The sequence below is a fragment of the Massilia timonae CCUG 45783 genome, assembly GCF_000315425.1.
Lineage (GTDB): Bacteria > Pseudomonadota > Gammaproteobacteria > Burkholderiales > Burkholderiaceae_D > Telluria > Telluria timonae.
Genome location: NZ_JH992927.1, coordinates 11,888 through 36,028 on the forward strand (window position 1 = coordinate 11,888; position 24,141 = coordinate 36,028).

A 24,141-nucleotide genomic window follows, 5' to 3' on the forward strand; every position below is an offset into this window, starting at 1 on the left:
TCAATGCCACCAGTTGCCTGGATTACTATCGATTGGAGTTTTACATGTTTGCCAAAGACCATACGCTCGCCAATATCGACCCGGAACTGTGGGATGCAATTCAAAAAGAAAACGCTCGCCAGCAAGACCACATCGAGCTGATCGCCTCCGAGAACTACACCTCGCCGGCCGTGATGGAAGCGCAGGGCTCGCAGCTGACCAACAAGTATGCCGAAGGCTATCCGGGCAAGCGCTACTATGGCGGCTGCGAATATGTCGACGTCGCCGAGCAGCTGGCGATCGACCGCCTGAAGGAACTGTTCGGCGCCGAAGCCGCCAACGTCCAGCCGAATTCGGGTTCGCAGGCCAACCAGGGCGTGTTCTTCGCCATGCTCAAGCCGGGCGACACCATCATGGGCATGTCGCTGGCCGAAGGCGGCCACCTGACCCATGGCATGGCGCTGAACATGTCGGGCAAATGGTTCAACGTCGTCTCGTACGGCCTGACCCCTGAAGAAGACATCGACTACGACGCGCTCGAGAAGCAGGCGCACGAGCACAAGCCGAAGATGATCATCGCCGGCGCGTCGGCATTCGCCCTGCGCATCGATTTCGAGCGCATCGCCAAGGTGGCCAAGGACGTCGGCGCCTACTTCATGGTCGACATGGCGCACTACGCCGGCCTGATTGCCGCCGGTGAATACCCGAACCCGGTGCCGCACGCCGACTTCGTCACCTCGACCACCCACAAATCGCTGCGCGGTCCGCGCGGCGGCATCATCCTGATGAAGGCCGAGCACGAGAAGGCCATCAACTCGGCGATCTTCCCGGGCATCCAGGGCGGTCCGCTGATGCACGTGATCGCCGGCAAGGCCGTCGCGTTCAAGGAAGCGCTGTCGCCGGAGTTCAAGGAATACCAGAAACAGGTCGTCAAGAACGCGAAAGCACTTGCTGAGACGCTTATTGCACGCGGCCTGCGCATCGTGTCGGGCCGTACCGAATCGCACGTGATGCTGGTCGACCTGCGCGCCAAGGGCCTCACCGGCAAGGAAGCGGAAGCCATCCTGGGCCAGGCTCACATGACCTGCAACAAGAACGGCATCCCGAACGACCCGCAGAAGCCGTTCGTCACCTCGGGCATCCGCCTGGGCAGCCCGGCCTTCACCACCCGCGGCTTCAAGGAAGAAGACGCGGTCACCGTGGGCAACCTGATCGCCGACGTGCTGGACAACCCGCACGACGCCGCGACCATCGAGCGCGTGAAGGGCGAAGTCAAGAAGCTGACCGACAAGTACCCGGTGTACGCCCGATAAGCCCTCGCTGACCATCGCGATGTACGGGCCGGTTCGCCGGCCCGCTCAGTATCCATGTAGTACCTGCAGCCCCGGCGCCATGAAATGTCCCTTTTGCCAGCATGAAGAAACACAAGTCCTCGATACCCGCGTATCCGAGGAAGGGGACGCCATCCGGCGCCGGCGCCGCTGCGGCAAGTGCGACAAGCGCTTCACCACCTATGAGCGCATCGAGCTGTCGATGCCGATCATCGTCAAGAAGAACGGCAGCCGCACCGAGTTCGCGTCAAACAAGCTGCGCGGCAGCCTGATGCTGGCATTGCGCAAGCGTCCGGTGGCGGCCGAGGCGATCGACCGCGCCGTCGCGTCGATCGAGGAAAAGCTGCTCACCAGCGGCCGGCGCGAAGTCGAGAGCGTGTACGTCGGCGAACTCGTGATGGAAGAACTCAAGCGGCTCGACAAGATCGCCTATATCCGCTTCGCTTCCGTCTACAAGAATTTCGAGGACCTGGATTCCTTCCAGGCGGCGCTGGCCGAAGTCGGGCATCAGCGCAAGCTCGACAACTGACGTCGTTTCCAAGTTCCGTTTATTGCCGGACGCATGCTTGCGTCGACGCATGGGCGCTTGAACCCTGCCTGATAACGTCTCTGCTCACACATCGTTAGCGGAGGATGTCATGCAGGTGCGTCTCCCCGGTAGCCCGGGCGGTTTCACCATGATCGAAGTCCTGGTGGCCTTGTTCGTGCTCGCGGTCGGTGTGGTCGGCGCCAGCGCGGCGCAGCTGGCCGCGCAGCGCACGCGCCAGCAGGCCGCACTGACCTCCGAAGCGGCGCTGCTGGCCACGTCACTGGCCGCGCGCATGCAGGCCAACGCCCAGGTGGCGAGCCTGCCGGACGGCGCCAATCCCTATGTTCCGCTCGATTACAAGGCGCTCGGCGCCGGCCCGCCGGCGGGCGGCGCCCCGTGCTTCGGCGCGGGCGCCTGCGATCCGCTGGCGCTGGCCGCCTTCGACCTGCGCGAGACGCGCCTGGCGCTGCACCGCGGCTTTCCATCGGGCCGCATTGCGGTCTGCCGCGACGACGCGCCATGGGATGACGAGCACGGCCGCTACCGCTGGGCGTGCAGCGGGGAAGCAACTGCGCCGGTGGCGATCAAGATCGGCTGGCATGGCACGCAGGACGGGCCGGGCTACGTGCTGCTGGTGGCGCGATGACGTTCGTCGACCCGCGCCGGCGCCAGGCCGGCTTGACCATCGCCGAGCTGATGGTGGCGATGGCGCTCGGCCTGGCGGTGCTGCTGGCCAGCGGCTCGCTGCTGATCACCAGCGTGCGGTCGCATGCCGCCGTCATGGAAGCGTCCGAGATGGACGACAGCGGCCGCTACGCCGTGGATGCGCTGGCGCGCGCCATCCGCCTCGCGGCGCACGTCGACTGGGCGGCGCATCCGGACGCCGATCCGGCGGCGCCGGCACGGCTGGCCGGCCTGGATGCCAGTTCACTGGAGCGCACCGGCGTCGGCATCGATGCGACCTTGCCGGACGAAGCCAATGGCAGTGACGTGCTGGCCCTGCGCTTTCCCGGCAGCGGCGCGCCGCCCAATGGCGACGGCGCCACCCTCGATTGCGCGGGCTTTCCCGTGCACCGCGACGAAGAGGGCTGGAGCATCTTTTACCTCGCGCGCAATGCCCAGGGCGATGCCGAATTGCGTTGCAAGTACCGGGGCGCCAGCAGCTGGTCATCCGATGCGGTGGCGGGCCGGGTCGACGGCTTCCAGGTGCTGTACGGCCTCGATGCCGACGGCGACCGCGTGCCGGAGCGCTACGTCAATGCGACCGAGCTGGGCGCGCTCGATGCGGCGCTGGCGCCGGTCGGGGCCACGCCCGACGAACGCGCGGCCGACTTGCGCAAGCGCACGCACTGGAAGCGGGTGGCGCTGGTCCGGGTCGCGCTGCTGCTGCACGGCGCGCGCCTCGATCCGGGCGCGGATGCCGGCATCGTCTACGACTTGTTCGGGCCAGACCATGGCGCCGCATTTTCCGCTGGCGACCAGGGCACCCGGCTGGCGGGAGCGGCGCTCGACGACGCAGGCGAGCCGCGCATGCGCAAGGTCTATGGCGCGACCATCGCGTTGCCGGTGGCGCCGGATTGAACGTCATATGCGCATCCTCCACTCAGCGCCACCCCGGCGAGAAGGCGGCGTCGCGCTCCTGACCGCCCTGGTACTGATGCTGGCGGTGCTCATGACCGGCATCGCGTCCACCCGCGGCGCCTTGCAGGGCGCGCGCGCCGCCGCGCACGAACGCGACCGCCTGCTGGCGCTGCAGATGGCCGACGCCGCGCTGCTCGATGCCGAGCGCGACATCGAAGGCGGCGCCGAACCCGGTTCGGCGCGCGCCAACGCCATCGCCGGCGGCAGCGCGGACGCCTTCGTCGCCGGCTGCGGTGGCGGGCGACCCTATAACGGCTTGTGCGCCTACACGGCCAATCCCGACCAGCTAGCCGAACTGCTGGCCGAAGACGAAGGCCCGGCGATCCTGTTCGGCAGCATGACGGGGCTGCGCATGCCGGACGGCGAGGGCGCGCTGGCGCTCGCGGCGCCACGCTACCTGATCGAGCTGATGCCGGCGACGCCCGACGGCCAGCTGTATCGCATCACGGCGCGCGGCGCCGGCAGCATGCCCGGCACCCATGCCGCGCTGCAGGCCTATTACCGCAAGCCGCCCGACGGTGCGCGCGGGCGGCGCGTGGGCTGGCGTGAGCTGGGCAACTGGAGCGAGGCGTTCGCGCTGCCGGCCGCCAGCGCGGCTGGCCACCCGACTGGAAAGGACAGACGATGACGAACGGCAGCAAGGGATTCACCTTGGTCGAACTGATGGCCGTGCTGGCCATCCTCGCCATCCTCGCCGCGCTAGTCTATCCCTCGTACACGCAGCAGATGGTGAAGGCGCGCCGCCTCGAGGCCCAGCTGGCGCTGCTGGACATCATGCAGCGCCAGGAGCAATACCGCGCGCTGCATCATGCCTACCTGGCGTTCTCGCTCGACGCCGAAGACGCCGACACCGGCCGGTTCCCGACCTGGACCGGCAACAGCGCAGCCGCCAGCGCCCATGAGCTGGACGGCTACGCTTGCCCCGGCCAGGAGATCGCCCACTGCATCGAGCTGCGCGCCCGGCCCGGCACCGCCAATGTCGACGCCGGATTCGCCGACCCCGATTGCGGCGTCCTGACGCTCGACAGCAGCGGCCGGCAAACGGCCAGCGGGCCGTCGGCGCGCTGTTGGCCATGAGGCCGGCCATGAGGCTCGCCATGATGCGGGCGATGCGGCAGCGCTACTGCGCCGGCCTGTCCCTGGCCGAGCTGGTGGTGGTGCTGGGCATGGTCGCGGTGACGGCGGCGGTGGCGGCCCCCAGTCTGCACGACCTGGTGCGCAGCCAGCAGTTGCGCGCTGCGTCGGGCGACCTGCATGGGGCGATCCAGCTCACCCGTTCGCAGGCGATCGCGCGCAACGAGCGGGTCAAGCTCACGCCCAACGACGCCGCTGGCCGCGACTGGTCGCGCGGCTGGACCGTCTACGTCGACCGCGACGACGACCGCCGGCCGGGCGAGGGCGACGAGATCCTGGCCGTGCGCTCGCCTCTGCCGGACGGCATGCAGGTCAGCTATTCCTTCACCAGCCCTGCGCCGCCGCAATACATCGCCTACAATGGCGCGGGACGCAGCTGCAGCGACACGAACAGCGCCGCATCGCGCCTCGGCACGCTGTCGCTGTTCCATGGCGGCGGGGTGCGCCGTATTAAAATCAATATGCTCGGGCGTGCGCGTCTGTGCAACCCCGCCCGCGAAGACGGGTGCGACGGCGCCGCGGCGCCGCCCTGAAGGAAAAAGATGGCGACCAAGGATATGGCGACAAGCTACAGCGAACTGATCCTGAACGATACCGACGGCATGGCCCTGGCCCTGGACTGGGCGGCGCGCGGCATGTACATCACCGCGCCGAATCCGCGCATCGGCTGCGTGATCGTCAAGGACGGCGTCGTGATCGGCGCCGGCCACACCCAGCCGGCCGGCCAGGCGCACGCCGAGATCCAGGCGCTGCGCGACGCCGCGGCGCGCGGCAACGACGTGCACGGCGCCACTGCCTACGTGACGCTGGAACCATGCAGCCACCACGGCCGCACGCCGCCCTGCTCGAACGCCCTGGTGCAGGCCGGGTTCAAGCGGGTGGTGGCGGCCATGGTCGACCCGAATCCGCTGGTGGCGGGGCGCGGCCTGGCCCAGCTCGAAGCGGCCGGCATCGAGGTCAAGGCCGGCGTGCTGGCCGAGGCGGCGCAAGAACTGAATGTCGGCTTCTTCTCGCGCATGGTGCGCGGCCTGCCGTGGGTGCGCCTGAAGGTCGCGGCGAGCCTGGATGGCGCCACCGCCCTGGCCGGCGGCGAAAGCCAGTGGATCACGGGCGAGCAGGCGCGCGCCGACGGCCATGCCTGGCGCGCACGCGCCAGCGCGATCGTCACCGGCATCGGCACCGTCAAGGCCGACAATCCCCAGCTGACCGTACGCGGCGTCGACACGCCGTTGCAGCCGCGCCGCGTGATCGTCGACAGTCGCCTCGAGATCGACCTGAACGCCCGCATCCTGCAGGGCGAGCCATGCTGGATCGTGGCCGCCGCCGGGAACACGGAAAAAGCCGCCGCCCTGGCGGCGGCCGGCCATGAGGTCTTGACGCTGCCGAATGCGCGCGGCAAGGTCGACCTGCCGGCCCTGATGCGCGAGCTGGGCCGGCGCGAGATCAACGAAGTGCACGTCGAGGCCGGTTCCAAGCTGAACGCCTCGATGGTGCGCGAAGGCTGCGTCGACGAGCTGCTGGCCTACCTGGCGCCGAGCCTGATCGGGCCGGGGCAGGGCATGTTCGACCTGCCCGCGCTCGAGCGCCTGGCGGACCGTCGCCAGATGCGCTTCCACGACGTGGCGCGCGTGGGCGACGACCTGCGCATCCTGGCCCGATTCGTCGAACCGGCCGCCTGACACTGAACTAGAACCAACACGAAGGAATCACATGTTTACTGGAATCGTCGCCGCCGTCGGCAACATCACTTCCGTCTCGCCCCTGGCGGGCGGCCTGGACGCGGGCGTGCGCCTGGTCGTCGACGCCGGCCCGCTGCCGCTGGCCGACGTCGCCCTGGGCGACTCGATCGCCATCAACGGCGCCTGCATGACCGTGGTCGAGAAGACCGACCGGGCCTTCACCGTCGACGTCTCGCGCGAGAGCCTGAACAAGACCGTGGGCCTGGAAGCAACTGGCGAAGTCAATCTCGAAAAGGCGTTGACCCTGGCCGAGCGCCTGGGCGGCCACCTGGTCTCGGGCCACGTCGATGGCCTGGGCGTGGTGCACAGCTTCGCGCCGGTCGGCGAGTCGTTCGAGCTGATCGTCGATGCGCCCCACGAGCTGGGCAAGTTTTTGGCGTACAAGGGCTCGGTCGTGGTCAACGGCGTGTCGCTGACCGTCAACCGGGTCGAAGACCTGGAAGCCGACGGCAACAAGGTCTGCCGCTTCTCGATCAATCTGATCCCGCACACGATCGAGGTCACCACCCTCAAGCACCTGAAGGCCGGTTCGCAGGTCAATCTCGAGATCGACCTGATCGCGCGCTACGTCGAGCGCATGCTGTCGGCCGCGCGCTGACGCACTAGCGGCCTGCAGTGCGCCAGGTGATGGTGAAGGCGACGGCGATCGACGCCGCCGAGATCAGCACGATCCACAACAGGCTGCCGAAGCTGGCACCGTCACGCCAGACGCACAGGCCGTAGGCCAGCAGCAGCAGGCACGGGCCGGCGCGGCGCAGCCAGCGCGGCGCCGCAGAGCCGTCGCGCCGCCATCCCATCCGTTCCCAGTGTTCCTGCATCGCCAGCGCCAGGCAGGCGAAACCGGCGTAGCTCGCCAGGCAGGCGGACAGCAGCAGCGTCGCGTTGAAGGCCATGCTCATGACCGCGCCTCCGCCCCCGGCACGCGGGCCTGGGCCGGCTTGCCGGCCAGCCGGCGCGCGCTCCATGCCGCCAGCAGTGCCAGCGCCAGCAACATCAGGTCCACGCCGGCCACTGACCATTTCCCGTCCGCGAGCGCCCTGGCGACATGGTCGCCTGTCGTCGCCGCGTTGAGCAGCACGCAGGCGACGGCGAGCAGGCAGGCAGTCCAGGCCTGTTCGCGCCACGCCGCCTTGCCGCGCCACCAGGCGTGGGCGAAGCTGGCCAGCCAGGCGAGATAAAACGTCCAGACCTCCAGCGCGGCGCGCTGCTGCCCATCCGGCAGCAGGCGATTCGCCGCCAGGAAGGCGAGCGTCGCGATGACGATCCCGGTCACGCTGCCGACCGTCAAACCTTCCACCGCGCGCACCCCGGCCAGCCCCTTCGCGGCATGGCGCGCGCGGCGCGCCTCGAGCCAGAACAAGAAGCCGGTGGCGATCAGCACGCAGCCGGCCAGCCCGGCCAGGAAGTACAGCCAGCGCAAGGTCCAGTGCTCGAACTGGATGAAGTGGATGCCCGAGATGAAGCGCTGGGCCGACATCACGGGCGCCGCCTGGAAGCGGTGCAGCACCTCGCCGCTGGCCGCGTCGAAGAACATCTGGTCCACGTTCATCGTGACCTCGCGCGCGTAGGAGCGGCGCAGCTCGACGTAGCTGTTGGCGTCGCCCGGGTGCCAGACCCGCACGAAATATGGCTGAGATTCTGGCTGCGCGCCGCCCCATTCGCGCCGCGCGACGTCGGCCATCGTATCGAGCGAGGCCAGGGGGCCGGGCGCGTTGGCCCTGGGCCGGCTGTACTTGCCGTAGGCATCGGCAAAGAACGCGGCCTTGGCCGCCTTGCCTTCGCCATAGGCGCCGGTGTACGCCTGGGGAAAATAAATCATCATGAAGATGACCATGCCGGACAGTGTGATGATGAAGTGGAAGGGCAGGCCCAGCACGCCGACCAGGTTGTGCAGATCGAGGCTGCTGCGCTGCAGGGATTTGCGCGGCCGGAAGGTGAAGAACTGGCTGAAGATCTTGCGATGGATGATCACCCCCGATACCAGCAACAGCAGCATGCCCATCGCCGCCACGCCGACGATCCACTTGCCGATCTCCAGCCACTGCAGGTGCAGGCCGTAGTGGAAGGGGAAAAAGAAGCCACTGCCGCCCAGCGTGCCTTGCTCAGGGAGGAAGGCGAGCCGCTGCGGGTCCAGCTGGCGCGGCGCCGGTTCCTCATCCGCCGCCTTGTAGGTGAAGCGCAGCACCGGGGTGCGCTGGGTCGGCAGGTCGACCCGCCACTGGCTGGCGCCGGCGGGAACCTCCGGCAGCACGGCGCGCGCGACGGCGTCGAGCGATATGGGCGCGGTTGCGGGCGCGAGCCGCGTGGCCGGCATCATCCAGCGGTCGATCTCGCGGTCGAACACGCTCAGGGTGCCCATCCAGAACACGGCGAACAGCACGCTGCCCAGAACGACGCCGGCCCAGGTATGCAGCCACGCCATCGATTTGCGGAAGGTGTCTTTCATATTGGCTTCCTAGCCCGCCAGGTGGATCACGGCGGCCATCATGACCGCACCCGCCGCCAGAACGGCCAGTTGCCGCGCGATGCTGCGCACGGTGAAGGCCCACACCAGCAGCGCGAGATAGAACACGAAACCCAGCATCGACGACAGCGCGACGGCTTCCGAGCGCGCCATCCCGAAGCGCGCCAGCACGGCGCCGGCCGCGATCACCGTCAGGGCGGTGAGCAGGTAGCCACCCGCCACCGCGCCGGCGATCCTGAGTCCGCGTTCAGAAGCCGAGCGCATAACCGACGGTCACGGTGCGTCCACGGCCGGCGAAGTAGCGCGACGGCTCGACCAGCGCGCTCTGCGAGTAATACGTGATGTAGTCCTTGTCGAGCAGGTTGGCGACGCCGAAGCGCAGGTCGCCCTTGGCGAGCTTGTAGCTCAGGGCCGCATCGACCAGCGTGTATCCCGAGAAGCGCTTCGCCGGCTCGTCGAAGTCCTGCGAGAACGCATGCTGGGCCTGCACCAGCGACGACAGGCGGTCGGTCCAGTTCGCGCTCCAGCTGGCCAGCACGCGGTCCGGCGCCACGTTCAGGCCATCGAGCTTCGCGTCCAGGCTGCCGTCGTTATCGCTGTCGTAGCGGCCCTTGGTGCGCGCATACGACAGGCTGGCGCGGTGGATGGCGTTGAAGCGGTGCGCGATCTTGGCCTCGACGCCTTCCAGCCGCGTCTTTTCGCGCGCCATCATGAACACGCCGCCGACCGAGACGACGCGGGCGCCGAAGTCGGAATCGGAACGATAATAACTGGCGTCGAATTCCCAGTCGCCCTTGCGCACGCGGGTGCCGGCTTCCACGCCGTCGGTCAGGATCGGCTCCAGGTTGCGCAGGCTGCCGATGCTCTGGCCCGGCGTGTTGATCGAGCGGAGCGTGCGACCGATGTCCGGCAGGCCGAAGCCTTCCGAGTAATTGGCATACAGGGTGACGTCCTTGAGCGGCTCCAGCACCAGGCCCGCATTGAGCAGCGTTTCGTTGAACTTGATCTTGCCGCCTTCGACGAAGGTGTTGTTGTAGGCGGCCAGCGTGCGGTAGCTGTCCACTTCGAGGTCGGCGTTCTCGCGCCGCGCGCCGGCGTGCAGCGTCAGGTTATCGAGCAGCTTGAATTCGCCCTGGGTGAACAGCGACAGGTTGCGGTACTTTGACTCAGGAACGAAGGTGCGCTTGGTGCCGTACATGTCCTGCTTGCCCTCGTCGACCAGGGTGTCGAAGCCGAAGGTGAGCTTCAGGCGTCCGTCCAGCAGTCCCTCTCTCGTCAGGCCGACCTTGCTACCGTACTTCGAGGCGACCGAACGCGACTGGTCGTACAGGGTGCCGCGCGGCGCGATCGTCACGTCCTGGAAGGTGGCCGAGTTGTCGGCGCCGAACAGGCCGACGAATTCCTGGCTGTAGGCCATCGCCGACAGTTCCATGCCGGCCAGGCTGGTGTGGGTGTAGCTGGCGCTGGTGGTCCAGACGTCGTTCCAGGCCGGCGTGCCCGGCGGCGTGCCTTCGATCGAAGTGGATGGAATGCTGCGCGCGCGGTCGCCCGGCACGCCGAGGTAGCTGGCCTTCGACTTGATCCGGTAGCGGTTGACCGAGAACTGCAGGCGCTGGTGTTCGTCCGGCCGGTAGCCGATCTTGGCCAGCACGTCGTAGCTGCGCGAATCCATCAGGTCGCCCTGGGTCACGTCGACGCCGATCGAACGGCCGGCGCCGTCCAGGTACAGCCCCTGGTCCTCGTAGCCGACCGAGAACAGGTATTCGAGCTTGTCCCCTCGGCCGTCGAGCCGGTAGGTGGTCTTGTAGCCGAGCAGGTCGCCGTTCACGTCAGACGTTGGCGTCGTCACCTGCACGTCGACGTGCTGGTTGAAGCTGCCCGGAGCAGGGCGGCGCGTGATGATGTTGATGGTGCCGCCGGTCGCGCCGAGGCCGTTGATGGCGTTCGGGCCCTGGACGATCTCGATGCGGTCGACCATCGCATAGTCGATGGTGTGGGCCTCGCGTCCGGTAGCTCGCACCGGATTCGATTGCGGCACGCCGTCGACCAGGATCAGTGGGGTGCGCCCGCGCAGCGTCTCGCCCGAGCCGTTCATCTTGCCGCGGCTGGGCGTGTACGAGGGCAGCAGGTTGCTGAGGACGTCGGACGTGTTGGTGGAGATGGTCAGCTGGCGCGCGATGTCTTCCTTGCGGATCAGGACCACCGTCTGCGGCGCCTTGTCGACTTCGACGTTGGAGCGGGAGGCGGCGATGACGACCACGGCGCCGTCGCCATCGGCCGGCTGGGCCTGGGCGGCGAACGCCAGCAAGGCGAGTGGAATGAACGCTGCGAGTGGATGACGCGGGAAAGGGAAGGTCTGCGAGAACTGCACGAACGGCTCCGATCTACTTGATAATGAGAATTATTATCAAGTAGATCAGAGGCCGATGTCAATCGCCACTGGCAATCGGTGGATGGGATGGCGCGTCGTCAGCTTCCCGCAGCGCGCGTTGTTCCTGCCTTGGCTACCTTGGCCGCCGCCTGCGTCTCCGGATTGAGCACCACCTGCACATAGTTCCTGGTGTCGAAATAGCGCCGCGCGGCCATCTTTATGTCGTTCGCGGTCAAGGCCTGCACCTGTTTTTCCACGGAGAGGATCGAGGCCGGATCGGTGCCCTCGGTCAACGCCGACTGCAGGTTCGCCACCCAGTAGCCGTTCTCGCGCAGCGAGCGGCGGTGATTCTGGATCCAGCCGGTCTTGACCTTGTCCAGCTCCGCCGCGTCCGGACCGTCCTGCTGCAGGCGCGCGATCTCGGCGAAGGTCGCGGCGATCACCTTGTCCACGTTTTCCGGTCCGGTCGGCAGGCTGATGCCGACCGAGTAGTTCCCGTAAGGGATCTTGCTCAAGGTGCCGCTGGCGCCGCCGCCGTAGATCATCGCCATCTTTTCGCGCAGCACCTCGATGATGCGCAGATTGGTCACTTCGATCAGCGCCGACAGGCGCAGCTGCTCGGCTTCGGAGAATTCGGCCTGGCCGGTGAAGTTGAGTGCGATGCTGCTCTTCGGCTCGGAGCCGCTGCGCACCTCGCGTTTCACGATGCCGGTGGCCGGGCGCAGGCCCACGTCGCGGTAGGCGACCGGGATGTCCGGCGTCGGCAGGGTGCCGAGATAGGTCGCCAGCAGCGGCCGGATCTGGCGCTCGTCGAAGCTGCCGACCAGGATGAAGGTCAGGTCCTTGGCGCTCGAGAAGCGCTGGCGGAAGATGTCGATGCTGCGATCCAGGTCGATCTTGGCGTATTCCTCGGCATCGAGCGTGCGCGGCGCGCGCGGGTGATTGTTGTACAGGGCCGCGACCAGCGCGTCGTTGAAGTAGCGTCCCGGCAGGCCGCTCTGGTTGCGCGCGATCTCGGCCTGCTTGTCGATATAGGCGTGGAACAGGCCTTCGTCGCGGCGCACGCCGGCGAACTTCAGCCACAAGAGCTGCAGCATGGTCTCGATGTCGGTGGCGCCCGAAGCGCCCGCGATCACGTCGGTGTAACTCCCCAGCCCCACGGTCACGCCGGCCGCCTTGCCGGCCAGGATCTTGCGCATGTCGAGCGGCGTAAAGTCCTTCACGCCCATGCTGGCCACGATCGCGTTCGAGAAGCGCGCATTGAGGATGTCGCCGTCGGGGAACAGGCTCTGGCCGCCGGGACGGGCGGCGCTCAGCATCACCTGGTCGTTGCGGAAGTCGGTCGGCTTGAGGATGACTTTCACGCCGTTGGACAGGGTCAGGCGGGTCAGGCCCAGCGCCTTGTCGTGTTCCTCGGCGGTGATCTTTCCAGGCTGCGCCGGGCGCTCCATCAGGCGCGTCGCCAGCAGTTTCTCGTCGTGCCGTTCAACCGGCGTGCGCGCGGCCTCGCTGACGGCGGCCAGCAGCTGCGCACCGGTCGGCGCGTCGGGTTGATTGTCCCCTTTGCTCACGCCCGTGTACAGCACCAGCTTGCCGGAATCCGCCGGAATGGTGCGCCGCGCGTAGTCGTTCATCTCGGCGAGCGAAATGCCGGGCACCAGCTGCTGCACGTAGCGCCACTCGGTGTCGATGCCGGGGATCGCCTCGTCCTGCAGGAAGTTGCGGATGTATTCGGCGGCGTAGGTCGCTGAGTCGCTCTTGGCGCGCTCGTTCCATGCCTGCTCGTAGGTGCGCATCAGGTTCTTCTTGGCGCGCTCCAGCTCCTGCTCGCCGAAGCCGTGCTGGCGCGCGCGCTCGTTTTCCTGGACCAGGGCGGTGATGGCCGGCAGGGCGCCGCGCGGGCCGATGGCGGCCGACGAATTATAGGAGTGATAGCGCGGCGTCAGCTTGCCGAGCGAGCTGCTCGCGCCCAGGTAGGGCGCGTCGGGCAGCTGCGCCAGTTCGGCCAGGCGCTGGTTGAGCATGGTGCCGAACAGCGATTGCACCAGTTCGTCGCGGTAGGCGCCGATGGTGCCCAGCTCGCGCACCGGCTGCACCGGGTAGCGGATCAGCACCGCGTTGCCATTGGCTTCCGGGTCGGTGACGACCAGCGCCTCGGTGTCGGCGCGCGCCGGAATCGCGGCGTAGTCGCGTGGCCGCGGATTGGCCGGGTTCTTCAGGTGCGCGAAATGCTGTTTGACGAGCTTCTCGGCGCGCGCCGGGTCGACGTCGCCGACCACCACCACCGCCATCAGGTCGGGGCGGTACCAGTCGCGGTAGAAGCGGGTCAAGGCATCGGGTTTAAAATTTCTTAATACGTCTTCGCGCCCGATCGGCAGCCGTTCGGCATATTTCGAGCCGTTGAACAGGCGCGGATAGATCTGCTTGCCCATGCGGTCCGAGGCGCCTTTGCCGAGGCGCAGCTCTTCGAGCACGATGCCGCGCTCCTTTTCGATGGCGTCGGCATCGAAGCGCACGCCATGGGCCCAGTCTTCCAGCACCTGGAAAGCCTTGCTCACGTGTTCCGGCTTGTCGGTCGGGATCGGGAGGATATAGACGGTTTCGTCGAACGAGGTGTACGCGTTCAGGTCGGCGCCGAAGCCCACGCCGATCGACTGCAGATAGGACACCAGCTCGTGCTTGCGGAAATTGGTGGTGCCGTTGAAGGCCATGTGCTCGACGAAGTGGGCCAGGCCGCGCTGGTCTTCATCCTCGAGGATGGAACCGGCCTTGACCACCAGGCGCAGTTCGAGCTTGCGTTCAGGGCGCGCATTGCGCTGGATGTAGTAGGTGAGGCCATTGTCCAGCTTTCCGACCTTGACTTGCGGGCCGACCGGGATGGGCGATTCCATCTGCAGCGCAGGCGCCTGCGCTGCCTGCGGCGCCGGCGCCTGGCCTGCCTGCGGCGCGCCATGCGCCAGCGGGGACAGGCCCAGGACCGCGGCCAGCGCCATCGACGGCAGGCCGCGTACGAAGTTGTTGCTCATTCAATGGTTCCTGGGTGACTTGTTTATTGCATTCTACATGGCGCACAGGCAGGCACGGATGGGCTTAAGACTGCCCTAAACATCGTCGCCGGTTCACAGCACGACCCGTCCTTTGGCCAGCAGCTCGGCCATCTCGAAGGCCGGCACCGGCCGCCCGTACAGGTAGCCCTGCAGGACGTCACAGCCGAGGGAGCCGAGGAAATCGCGCTGGCCGACCGTTTCCACGCCTTCGGCCACCACCGCCAGCGACAGGCCCTGGGCCAGGGCGATCGTGGCCTGGGCGATGGCGGCGCTGCGCTGTTCGGTGGCGATGTTGCGCACGAACGTCTGGTCGATCTTGAGTTTGTCGAGCGGGAAGCGCGACAGGTAGCCGAGCGACGAGTAGCCGGTCCCGAAGTCGTCCAGCGACAGCGAGACCCCCAGCGCGCGCAGCTCGGCCATCTGGGCCTCGGCCGCCGCGCTGTCGCCCAGCATCACGCTTTCGGTCAGCTCGACCTCGAGCCATTGCGCTTCGAGACCGCTGTCGTGCAGGGCGGTGCGCACCACCTGGGCCACGCTGCCGGCCTTGAACTGGCTGGCCGAGACGTTGACCGCCACCCGCACCGGCGCCAGGCCGGCGTTTTGCCAGGCCTTGTTCTGGAAACAGGCCTGGCGGATCACCCATTCGCCGATCGGGTGGATCAGGCCGGTGTCTTCGGCCAGCGGAATGAAGTCGGCCGGCGACACCGGCCCGATCTCTTCGCTGCGCCAGCGCAGCAGCGCTTCCATGCCGACCACGCGGCCATCCAGGCGCGAGACCTGCGGCTGATAGTGCAGCGACAATTCGTCGCGCTCGATCGCGCGCCGCAGGCGCGTCTCCAGCGCCAGCCAGCGCAGCGCCTCGGCGTTCATCTCGCCCTTGAAGAACCGGAAGCCGTTGCGGCCCGACTCCTTCACGTGGGCCAGCGCGGCGTCGGCCGCCTTGAGCAGGTCGCCCGGGACGTCGCCGTCGCGCGGATAGACGCTGATCCCGATGCTGCCGGTGACCACCACGTCGTGTTCGCCGACCAGCAGCGGCTGGGACACGGCTTCCATCAGGCGCCGGGCGCAATAGATCACGTCGTCGGTGTCGTCGAAGCCCGTCAGCAGCAGCACGAATTCGTCGCCCGACAGGCGCGCCACGGTCTCGGTCGGGCCGGCCACTTCTCCGGCGCGGCGCGCCACCTCGCGCAGCACGGCGTCGCCGGCCGCGTGGCCCAGGCTGTCGTTGATGCGCGACAGGCGGTCGACGTTGAACAGCAGCAGCGCCACCTGGCTGGCATCCTGGCGCGCGGCGGCCAGCGCCTGCTGCATGCGGTCGTTGAACAGCGAGCGGTTCGGCAGCAGGGTGAGCGCATCGTGGTTCGACAGGAAATCGAGCTGGTGATGGGCGGCCTTCAGCGCCGACAGGTCGGTCGACACCGAGACGTAGGCGGTGCGCCGGCCCTGCTCGTCATGGACCGCGCTGATGCTCATGCTGGCGGGGTAGATCTCGCCGTTCTTGCGCCGGTTCCAGATCTCGCCGCGCCATTGGCCGTCGTGCTCCAGGCAGTTCCACATGCCGGCGTAGAAGGCGTCGTCGTGGCGTCCCGATTTCATGAGCCTGGGGTTCTGGCCCATCACCTCGGCCTCGCGGTAGCCGGTGATCTCTTCGAAGGCCGGGTTGGCGGCGACGATGTTGGCGTCGGCGTCGGTCATCAGGATCGCCTCTTGCGTGCTGTCGAACACCTGGCGCGCCAGTTCCAGCCGGTGCTCGCTGTCGCGCAGCGCGGCGTCGGCGTCGGCGCGCGCCAGCGCCTCGAGTTGCAGCTGGGCGGCGTGGCGCTGCACGACCTCGTACAGGTTCAGGTTTTCGTAGGCCACCGCCAGCTGGGCCGCCAGGGCCGTGGCCCAGCGCTCCTCTTCGTCCGAGAACGGCGCCGCGCCGACCCGGCGGGTGCAATACAGCCAGCCGAGCGGATGCTGCAGGTCGTGCACTTGCAGGCCGAGCAGGTGGCCGACTTCGGGGTGGTGCTGGGGCAGGGTGGTCAGCAGGGCGTCGTCGCCGTCAAGCCGCAGCGGGGCGCGCGCGCGCAGCAGCACGCCGGGCAGGTCTTGCTCGTTCAGCGCGTAGGCCTCGAGCAAGCCGCCTTCGACGCCATGGGTGGCCAGGTGGCGCACGGTGCGTTCGGTGCTGGCCAGCAGGCACAGGGCGACGCAATCGGCGTCCAGCACGCGCCGCGCGGCGTCGACGAAGGCATCGGCCAGGGCCTCGACGCGGCGCTCGCCCACCAGCATCATGCACATGCGTTCCAGCTCGGACAGGCGCGCGCACAGGTCGAACGGCAGGTCGCGATCGTGCTTTGACGGCAGCGCCGGCGCCGGCGCGCCGTGCGCCACGCCCAGCTCGGCCGCCACCGCCGCGAGGATGCGCTGCGGCTCGGAAGGCTTGCCCAACACCGTGGTCACGCCGCAGCGCGCCGCCATGGCCATCGTCTCGCGCTCCGAATAGACGGCCGAGAAGAAGATGACGCGGGTCGCGCGCAAGGCGGGATCGGCGCGCAGCTGCTGGACGAATTCGTAGCCGTCCATGGTCGGCATCAGGATGTCGGTGATGATCAGGTCGGGGCGCTCGGCGCGCGTGATGGCGAGCGCGCGGGCGCCGTCCTCGGCCTCGAGGATCCGGTGTTCGGTGTACCCGAGGAGGGCCGCGAGATAGCTGCGGTTGCTCGGCCGGTCGTCGACGATCAGGATCGTGGCCATCAGCGCCGCCCTCCGCATGGAGCGGCGCCAGGATGGCTGACGGGGAGGACTACCGGCATGGCAACTCCGAAAAATGGGACGCACCCTCTGGATGGGTACGGCAAAGATGTCTTAATAATAATCCAGTTGGGCGTGGGCACGGTACGATGTTGCACGTGAAAACATCGAGCTTAACAATTTAAATCCGCAAAATCACTAGATGTTGCTTAAAAGTAACATCGGCCGGCGAGGTCGGGGCGTCGCGCTGGCGATTTGGGAACAGGCAGGGGCCGACAATGCGGTTGAAAGCCTGTAAATCCATTAAAATAGCGGATTACGCATAACACCCCCGTTTCAAGGAATCCCGTATGTCTATTTCCAGCACCGAGGACATCGTTGCCGAACTGCGCGCCGGCCGCATGGTCATCCTGGTCGACGAGGAAGATCGCGAGAACGAAGGCGACCTCGTGCTTGCAGCCGACTTCGTCACGCCCGAGGCGATCAACTTCATGATCCGTCACGCGCGCGGCCTGGTCTGCCTGACCCTGTCCGAGGAAATCTGCGACCGCCTGGCCCTGCCGATGATGACCTCGCGTAACGGCACCTCGTTCGGCACCAATTTCACCGTGTCGATCGAAGCGGCCGAAGGCGTCACCACCGGCATCTCGGCGGCCGACCGCGCGCGCACCATCCAGGTGGCGGTGAACAAGGGCACGACGCCGGACGACCTGGTGCAGCCGGGCCACATCTTCCCGCTGCGCGCCCAGAAGGGCGGCGTCCTGATGCGCGCCGGGCATACCGAAGCGGGGTGCGACCTGACGCAGATGGCGGGCCTGACCCCGGCCTCGGTGATCTGCGAGATCATCAAGGAAGACGGCACCATGGCGCGCCTGCCCGACCTGATCGAGTTCGCCAGGGAGCACAACCTCAAGATCGGCACCATCGCCGACCTGATCCACTACCGCAGCCAGAACGAATGCCTGGTCGAGCGCGTGGCCGAGCGCACGCTGTCGACCGAGGCCGGCGAATTCCAGCTGGTCGCCTTCCGTGACGCCCCGAGCGGCTCGGCCCACCTGGCCCTGGTCCACGGCGAACTGTCGCCCGAGAAAGAAGCGCTGGTGCGCGTGCACCAGCCGGTGTCGATCCTCGACCTGCTCGAGAACCGCGCCACCACCCACTCGTGGGACATGGCCTCGGCCATGAAGACGATCAAGGCCAGCGACGCCGGCGTGATCGTGCTGCTCAATTGCGGCGAAAGCGCAGATCAATTGTTCGCCCAGCTGGCGCCGCAGGACGGCAAGGCCAGCCGCGCCGGCGCCCGCGCCGCGTCGATGGACTTGCGCACCTACGGCATCGGCGCCCAGATCCTGCGCGCCCTGGGCGTGGGCAAGATGCAGCTGCTGGCCAATCCGCGCAAGATGCCGTCGATGACCGGTTTCGACCTGGAAGTCACCGGCTACGTGCCGCGCCTTGACGCCTGAACAATCAACCAATCAACAAGAAGAGGTCAGCCATGACGGTAGGAACTTTTGAAAGCAATCTGCAGGGCGAAGACCTGCGTATCGGTATCGTGCAGGCCCGTTTCAACGCCGACGTCGGCCACGGCCTGCTGTCGTCCTGCCTGGCCGAACTCAAGCGCCTGGGCGTGGCCGACGAAGACATCCTGCACGTGACCGTGCCGGGCGCGCTCGAAGTGCCGCTGGCGCTGCAGCGCATGGCCGTGACCGAACAGTTCGACGCGCTGATCGCCCTGGGCGCGGTGATCCGCGGCGAAACCTACCACTTCGAGCTGGTGTCGAACGAATCGGGCGCCGGCATCACCCGCATCGGCCTCGACTACGGCATCCCGATCGCCAACGCGATCCTGACCACCGAGACCGACGAGCAGGCCGAGGTCCGCATGGCCGAGAAGGGCGGCGACGCCGCACGCGTCGCGGTCGAGATGGCCAATCTCCTGATGGCGCTGGACGAGCTGGTGCCAGAGGACGAATAACAGTAAAGGCAAGAAAACAATGACTGACAAGAGTACGCACGCCAACCCGAGCAAGAACCGCACGCCGCGCCACCGCGCGCGCGAGTTCGCGCTCCAGGGTCTGTACCAATGGCTGCTGAACAATGAATCGGCGCGGGTGGTCTCGACCAATATCCGCGGCGCCCACGGCTTCGACAAGGCCGACAGCGAGTTCTTCTCGGCGCTGCTCAATGGCGCGATCAGCACCTCGGTCGAGCTGCGCGAGTCGATCGCTCCGCTGATCGACCGCGCGATCACCGAGCTGTCGCCGATCGAGCACGCGGTGCTGCTGCTGGGCGCCTACGAGCTGAAGAACCATCCCGAGATTCCCTACCGCGTCGTGATCAACGAGGCGGTCGAGCTGACCAAGTCGTTCGGCGGCATCGACGGGCACAAGTACGTCAATGGCGTGCTGGATAAATTGGCCTCGCGCATGCGGCCGGACGAAGTGGCGGCGAACGAGCGTCGTTGATCGTTTCGCTTCCAGCTTGACGAGAAAAAGCCACCGTGCGCGAGCCGGTGGCTTTTTCGTTGGTAGGTGGTCCGCCAGCGAATTGGATTCCCGCCTGCGCGGGAATGACGTGCTTGGGTACGTGTGCAAAGCCGCGTTGGTGGTGTTCGGGCGGAGAGATTACACGTCGTTCCCGCGCAGGCGGGAACCCAATTCGTCCGAGCAGCCGAAACAACATCTATATAGAACAGACGCAAAAAAGCCACCGCCGCAGCGGTGGCATCCAAGGACTTCCCTCGTGATCTTACAGGCCGGCCAGCGGCTCGACGTTCGGCACCTGCGCGCCGGTGGTGGAGGCGGTGGTGGTTTCCTGCATCGGCTTCGCTTCCGGCTTGGCCGTATCCGATTCAGGCTGCTTGGCGGCGACGATGGTCACCGGCGCCGGCGAGATGCGCGGGGTGCGCACCGGGACGTTCTGGCCTTTCGAGACCTTCTTCAGCAGCTTGTACTCGGCCAGCACCTTGTTGCCATAGCCCGAATCGGTTTCCAGGTCGGCCGCGCCGACATAGGTCTTCAGGCCACCTTCGATCGAGCCGGTGCGCTTGACGTAATCCTTCAGGATCAGGGCGCCGACACGGATGTTGGCCACCGGGTTCAGTGCTGCCTGCGGACCGCCCACGTCCTCGAACTTGTCGTGGTGGACCTTGGCCATGACCTGCATCAGGCCCTTGGCGCCCATCGGGCTTTCGGCGAACGGGTTCAGGCCCGATTCGATCGCCATCACCGCCAGGATCAGGAGCGGATCGAGTTTCAGCTCGTGCGCCGTCAGGTAGGCGGTCGAGACCAGCATATTGGCGGCGTCGCCGGCCACGCGATAACGCTTGGACAGCCAGTTGGTGACGTATTGCTGCTGCTTGCTGTTGCCCAGCATCGTGTGCGAATCGCGCAGGTGCGTCGTTTCGACGGCCACTGCCTCGACCACCGCCTTGGGCGTCGGCGCGACTGGCGCAACCGGTGCGGCCACGGCAACGACGACTGGCTGCGGATGCAGCATCTCAGAGACGCGTTTGGCGAAACTGTCATTGGTGTACAGCAGCGCCAGCATGGCGACTGCGGTCAGACCGAATACGGTCAGGGTAGTGCGTGCGGTTTTCAATAGTCCGCTTGCCGTTTTGCTCACGGAAGACCACGTGATTGGCTGGCTGGCCATGGATTGCACGAGCCTTGCGCTCGTGATAAAACGATGAAACATCGAATTTTCCCCTTGTCGCGGCAAAAGAGATCCCGTCGTGTCGCTCTAAGCGAAACGCAGAATGTGTTTTGCCGTGCATCAGAAAATCGTTTGTCGCCGCGACGCGGCCGACTAACGCCGTCATTGCTTTGCTTCAGCTGGCTGCTAACCCGTAGGGCAGGGACCAGTGGCTCAACAACTGTCTCGGGGGTTTGGGCAGACGCCCAAGAGAAAACACTCCTTAAAATGTCATATGGGGCCCCGACCCCGTGAATGCATGAGAACGGCTAAAATTGTGGCAAAAAAAGTAAGGCCGTCTCATCAAGTAGGACGGATTGTAGGGGCGGAGCTTATATCAAGTCAACCCTAGCACGTTCGGCTCTTATAACTTTTGGTTCTGATGAGGCGGCCTTCCAAATGGAAAGACTTGACGAATCAATCACTTGGCACCACCCTCTCACTTACGTTCTGCAATCGAAGAAATGCACAAAACTTGATGAAATATACAGACTTGCGAGATTTTTTGGCCCAGCTCGACCGCATGGGCGAGCTCAAACATATTGACATTCCGGTATCGCCCAACCTCGAAATGACCGAGATCTGCGATCGCACCCTGCGCGCCGAAGGTCCGGCGCTGCTGTTCCGGCAACCGACCGGGCACACGATCCCCGTCCTCGGCAACCTGTTCGGCACCCCGAAGCGGGTGGCGCTGGGCATGGGGGCGGAAGATCTGAGCGAGCTGCGCCAGATTGGCCACGTGCTGGCGCGCCTGAAAGAGCCCGAGCCGCCCAAGGGTTTCAAGGACATCATGGGCATGGGTTCGCTCGTCAAGGCCGTATGGGACATGGCGCCGAAAGAAGTAAAAGGCGCTCCCTGCCAGGAAATCGTGTGGGAGGGCAAGGACGTCGACCTCGGCCGCCTGCCGATCCAGCACTGCTGGCCGGGCGACGTCGCGCCCCTGATCACCTGGGGTCTGGTGATCACCAAGGGCCCGAACAAGAAACGCCAGAACCTGGGCATCTATCGCCAGCAGGTGCTGGGGCCCAACAAGGTGATCATGCGCTGGCTGGCGCACCGCGGCGGCGCGCTCGATTTCCGCGAGCACGCGCTGGCCAATCCGGGCAAGCCGTATCCGATCGCGGTAGCGCTGGGCGCCGACCCGGCCACCATCCTGGGCGCCGTGACGCCGGTGCCGGACACGCTGTCCGAATACCAGTTCGCCGGCCTGCTGCGCGGCAGTCGCACCTCGCTGACCAAGGCGATCGGCAGCGAATTGATGGTGCCTGCCTCCGCCGAGATCGTGCTCGAAGGGCATATCTACCCGGATGAGAACCACCCGTCCGGCTTCGAGCACGCGCTCGAAGGGCCGTATGGCGACCACACCGGCTACTATAATGAACAGGACAGTTTCCCGGTGTTTACCATCGACCGCATCACGATGCGGCGCGATCCGATCTATCACTCGACCTATACCGGCAAGCCGCCGGATGAGCCGGCCGTGCTGGGCGTGGCGCTGAACGAAGTCTTCATCCCGCTGCTGCAGAAGCAGTTCACCGAGATCACCGACTTCTACCTGCCGCCGGAAGGCTGCAGCTACCGCATGGCGGTGGTGCAGATGAAGAAGCAGTATGCGGGCCACGCCAAGCGGGTGATGTTCGGCGTCTGGAGTTTCCTGCGCCAGTTCATGTATACCAAGTTCATCGTCGTGGTCGACGAGGACGTCAATGTGCGCGACTGGAAAGAGGTGATCTGGGCCATCACGACCCGCGTCGATCCGACCCGCGACACGGTCATGGTCGATAACACGCCGATCGATTACCTCGACTTCGCTTCGCCGATCAGCGGCCTGGGCAGCAAGATGGGTATCGATGCCACTAATAAATGGCCGGGTGAAACCAATCGCGAGTGGGGCACACCGATCGTGATGGCGCCTGCGGTCAAGCAGAAGGTGGATGAAATCTGGGGGCAGTTGGGGCTCTGACACGAGAAGGCCGGCGCCGCGGCGCCGGCCATATTTCCCCAATCGTTCGCGGTCAGGTATAATGGGTGCTGGCGGGCCCCTGCGCATTGTGGCATGGTTTACCTGGTCAGGTCGGGAACGAAGCAGCCAAAGCCGTTCACCGCAAGTGCCGCAGATCAGGCTCGCCTCTTATCTTCTCTCTTCCGCAGCAATTCCCTTTCTGCTATTCCCTTTCTGTTGTCGCATCGCATTGGCGTTCGCACGCCCATTGCCGCCGTTTTTCATTCCGGTTACACAAGAGCCTGCCCGCGGATTGTTCGCGACGACCGCCATCTGCGGTAAAATCGTGGCATGTCCTATCAAGTCCTCGCCCGCAAATACCGTCCCAAGAACTTCGAAACGCTGGTTGGCCAGGAGCACGTCGTCCGTGCGCTGACCCATGCCTTGCGCACGGAGCGGCTGCACCACGCCTATCTGTTCACGGGCACGCGCGGGGTCGGCAAGACCACCCTGTCGCGCATCCTGGCCAAGTCGCTCAATTGCACCGGGCCGGACGGGCAGGGCGGCATCACCGCCGAGCCGTGCGGGCAATGCGAGGCTTGCCGCGCGATCGACGCCGGCCGCTTCGTCGACTATATCGAGATGGACGCGGCGTCCAACCGCGGCGTGGACGAGATGGCCCAGCTGCTGGAACAGGCGGTCTACGCGCCGAGCAATGCGCGCTTCAAGGTCTATATGATCGACGAGGTGCACATGCTCACCAACCACGCGTTCAACGCGATGCTCAAGACGCTCGAGGAACCGCCGCCGCACGTCAAGTTCATCCTGGCGACCACCGATCCGCAAAAGATTCCCGTGACGGTGCTGTCGCGCTGCCTCCAGTTCAATCTCAAGCAAATGCCGCCGGGTCATATCGTCGGCCACCTCGAGAACATCCTGGGCCAGGAGGGCGTGAGCTTCGAGCAGCCCGCGCTGCGCCTGCTGGCGCAAGGCGCGCACGGCTCGATGCGCGACGCGCTGTCGCTCACCGACCAGGCGATCGCCTATGCGGCCGGCCAGGTCACGCTCGATGCGGTGCAGGGCATGCTCGGCGCGCTCGACCAATCCTATCTGGTGCGCCTGCTCGACGCCCTGGCGGGGCAAGATGGCGCCGACCTGATGGCGGTGGCCGACGAGATGGCCAGCCGCAGCCTGTCGTACAACGGCGCGCTGCAAGACCTGGGCACCTTGCTGCACCGGATCGCGCTGGCGCAGTCGGTGCCCGGCGCCGTGCCGCAAGACTTGCCCGAGCTGGCCGACATCATGCGCCTGGCCGGCGTCTTCGAGCCGCAGGAAGTGCAGCTGTATTACCAGATCGCCGTGCATGGCCGCAACGAGATCGGCCTGGCGCCGGACGAATATGCGGGCTTCACCATGACCCTGCTGCGCATGCTGGCCTTTCGCCCCGGACAGGGCGGAGCCGAAGCATCGGCCGCGCCGCCCGCCGCCGCTCCGTTAGGCGCGTCGCCAGCGCGCGCCGCCGCGGCGGCCGCGGC

The 24,141-nt window shown here is 66.5% G+C and carries 21 protein-coding genes and 1 other RNA gene; 15 read left to right on the forward strand and 7 right to left on the reverse strand.

The annotated features are described in order from the left end of the window. Positions 1–44 precede the first annotated feature (44 nt). The 9 genes from glyA to HMPREF9710_RS25400 all read left to right on the forward strand — a co-directional run bounded on the left by glyA (position 45) and on the right by HMPREF9710_RS25400 (position 6,951). Positions 45–1,292 (forward strand): serine hydroxymethyltransferase, encoded by a 1,248-nt coding sequence (glyA, locus tag HMPREF9710_RS25360; protein ID WP_005671256.1) that lies wholly within the window; start codon positions 45–47, stop codon positions 1,290–1,292. Between the two features lie 79 nt (positions 1,293–1,371). Further along, a complete protein-coding gene (gene nrdR, locus HMPREF9710_RS25365) occupies positions 1,372–1,839 on the forward strand; it encodes a transcriptional regulator NrdR (protein WP_005671257.1) in 468 nt (155 codons plus the stop codon). A 109-nt stretch (positions 1,840–1,948) separates the two neighbouring features. Then, entirely contained in the window at positions 1,949–2,485 is a 537-nt protein-coding gene (pilV, locus tag HMPREF9710_RS25370; protein WP_005671259.1) for a type IV pilus modification protein PilV, read from the forward strand. Beyond that, positions 2,482–3,420 (forward strand): PilW family protein, encoded by a 939-nt coding sequence (locus tag HMPREF9710_RS25375; RefSeq protein WP_005671260.1) that lies wholly within the window; start codon positions 2,482–2,484, stop codon positions 3,418–3,420. The genes pilV and HMPREF9710_RS25375 overlap by 4 nt, the downstream gene beginning before the upstream one ends. Before the next feature lie 7 nt (positions 3,421–3,427). Then, the gene (locus tag HMPREF9710_RS25380; protein WP_051205230.1) at positions 3,428–4,108 is read left to right on the forward strand and encodes a pilus assembly PilX family protein; all 681 of its coding nucleotides are present in this window, start codon (positions 3,428–3,430) and stop codon (positions 4,106–4,108) included. Beyond that, a complete protein-coding gene (locus HMPREF9710_RS25385) occupies positions 4,105–4,557 on the forward strand; it encodes a type IV pilin protein (RefSeq protein WP_005671262.1) in 453 nt (150 codons plus the stop codon). The genes HMPREF9710_RS25380 and HMPREF9710_RS25385 overlap by 4 nt, the downstream gene beginning before the upstream one ends. An 8-nt stretch (positions 4,558–4,565) precedes the next feature. Next, positions 4,566–5,147 carry a GspH/FimT family pseudopilin gene (locus tag HMPREF9710_RS25390; protein WP_005671263.1) on the forward strand — a complete coding sequence of 194 codons (582 nt, stop codon included), beginning with the start codon at positions 4,566–4,568 and terminating at the stop codon, positions 5,145–5,147. A 9-nt stretch (positions 5,148–5,156) separates the two neighbouring features. Further along, positions 5,157–6,293 (forward strand): bifunctional diaminohydroxyphosphoribosylaminopyrimidine deaminase/5-amino-6-(5-phosphoribosylamino)uracil reductase RibD, encoded by a 1,137-nt coding sequence (gene ribD, locus HMPREF9710_RS25395; RefSeq protein ID WP_005671264.1) that lies wholly within the window; start codon positions 5,157–5,159, stop codon positions 6,291–6,293. Positions 6,294–6,324: 31 nt separating this feature from the next. After that, positions 6,325–6,951 carry a riboflavin synthase gene (locus HMPREF9710_RS25400; protein ID WP_005671265.1) on the forward strand — a complete coding sequence of 209 codons (627 nt, stop codon included), beginning with the start codon at positions 6,325–6,327 and terminating at the stop codon, positions 6,949–6,951. A gap of 4 nt (positions 6,952–6,955) precedes the next feature. Here the strand turns inward: HMPREF9710_RS25400 and HMPREF9710_RS25405 are convergent, their stop codons facing one another. The 6 genes from HMPREF9710_RS25405 to HMPREF9710_RS25430 form a co-directional block, all read right to left on the reverse strand. Next, complete coding sequence (locus tag HMPREF9710_RS25405; RefSeq protein WP_005671266.1) at positions 6,956–7,252, reverse strand: DUF3325 domain-containing protein; 297 nt, start codon at positions 7,250–7,252, stop codon at positions 6,956–6,958. Then, positions 7,249–8,799 (reverse strand): PepSY-associated TM helix domain-containing protein, encoded by a 1,551-nt coding sequence (locus HMPREF9710_RS25410; protein WP_005671267.1) that lies wholly within the window; start codon positions 8,797–8,799, stop codon positions 7,249–7,251. Before HMPREF9710_RS25410 ends, HMPREF9710_RS25405 begins: the two co-directional genes overlap by 4 nt. 9 nt (positions 8,800–8,808) lie before the next feature. Beyond that, positions 8,809–9,081: a hypothetical protein gene (locus HMPREF9710_RS25415; RefSeq protein WP_005671268.1), complete on the reverse strand. Its 273-nt coding sequence runs from the start codon at positions 9,079–9,081 to the stop codon at positions 8,809–8,811. Next, positions 9,065–11,188: a TonB-dependent receptor gene (locus HMPREF9710_RS25420; RefSeq protein ID WP_005671269.1), complete on the reverse strand. Its 2,124-nt coding sequence runs from the start codon at positions 11,186–11,188 to the stop codon at positions 9,065–9,067. The genes HMPREF9710_RS25415 and HMPREF9710_RS25420 overlap by 17 nt, the downstream gene beginning before the upstream one ends. Before the next feature lie 98 nt (positions 11,189–11,286). Beyond that, positions 11,287–14,214, reverse strand: coding sequence for a M16 family metallopeptidase (locus tag HMPREF9710_RS25425; protein ID WP_005671270.1), 2,928 nt, complete (start codon positions 14,212–14,214; stop codon positions 11,287–11,289). Positions 14,215–14,307: 93 nt separating this feature from the next. Then, the gene (locus HMPREF9710_RS25430) at positions 14,308–16,974 is read right to left on the reverse strand and encodes a two-component system response regulator (protein WP_005671271.1); all 2,667 of its coding nucleotides are present in this window, start codon (positions 16,972–16,974) and stop codon (positions 14,308–14,310) included. A gap of 347 nt (positions 16,975–17,321) precedes the next feature. On the opposite strand from HMPREF9710_RS25430, the gene ribBA reads away from it, so the two are divergent. The 3 genes from ribBA to nusB are packed head-to-tail and all read left to right on the forward strand — an operon-like array spanning position 17,322 to position 19,436. Continuing rightward, on the forward strand, positions 17,322–18,434 hold the full coding sequence (gene ribBA, locus HMPREF9710_RS25435; RefSeq protein WP_005671272.1) for a bifunctional 3,4-dihydroxy-2-butanone-4-phosphate synthase/GTP cyclohydrolase II: 1,113 nt from the start codon (positions 17,322–17,324) through the stop codon (positions 18,432–18,434). 32 nt (positions 18,435–18,466) lie between these two features. Beyond that, positions 18,467–18,946: a 6,7-dimethyl-8-ribityllumazine synthase gene (ribH, locus tag HMPREF9710_RS25440; protein ID WP_005671273.1), complete on the forward strand. Its 480-nt coding sequence runs from the start codon at positions 18,467–18,469 to the stop codon at positions 18,944–18,946. A 19-nt stretch (positions 18,947–18,965) separates the two neighbouring features. Next, on the forward strand, positions 18,966–19,436 hold the full coding sequence (gene nusB, locus HMPREF9710_RS25445; protein ID WP_005671275.1) for a transcription antitermination factor NusB: 471 nt from the start codon (positions 18,966–18,968) through the stop codon (positions 19,434–19,436). A gap of 283 nt (positions 19,437–19,719) precedes the next feature. Here nusB and HMPREF9710_RS25450 read toward each other — a convergent pair whose 3' ends face one another. After that, positions 19,720–20,625 carry a transglycosylase SLT domain-containing protein gene (locus tag HMPREF9710_RS25450; RefSeq protein WP_005671276.1) on the reverse strand — a complete coding sequence of 302 codons (906 nt, stop codon included), beginning with the start codon at positions 20,623–20,625 and terminating at the stop codon, positions 19,720–19,722. A 517-nt stretch (positions 20,626–21,142) separates the two neighbouring features. Here HMPREF9710_RS25450 and ubiD point away from each other — a divergent pair. The 3 genes from ubiD to dnaX all read left to right on the forward strand — a co-directional run. Continuing rightward, positions 21,143–22,627, forward strand: a complete 1,485-nt coding sequence (gene ubiD, locus HMPREF9710_RS25455; protein ID WP_040778462.1) for a 4-hydroxy-3-polyprenylbenzoate decarboxylase — start codon at positions 21,143–21,145, stop codon at positions 22,625–22,627. A 70-nt stretch (positions 22,628–22,697) separates the two neighbouring features. Then, positions 22,698–22,796, forward strand: an RNA gene (gene ffs / locus HMPREF9710_RS27465) — signal recognition particle sRNA small type. Between the two features lie 161 nt (positions 22,797–22,957). After that, positions 22,958–24,141, forward strand: a 1,184-nt coding sequence (gene dnaX, locus HMPREF9710_RS27470) for a DNA polymerase III subunit gamma/tau (protein WP_005671280.1), incomplete at its 3' end; no start/stop codon positions are given.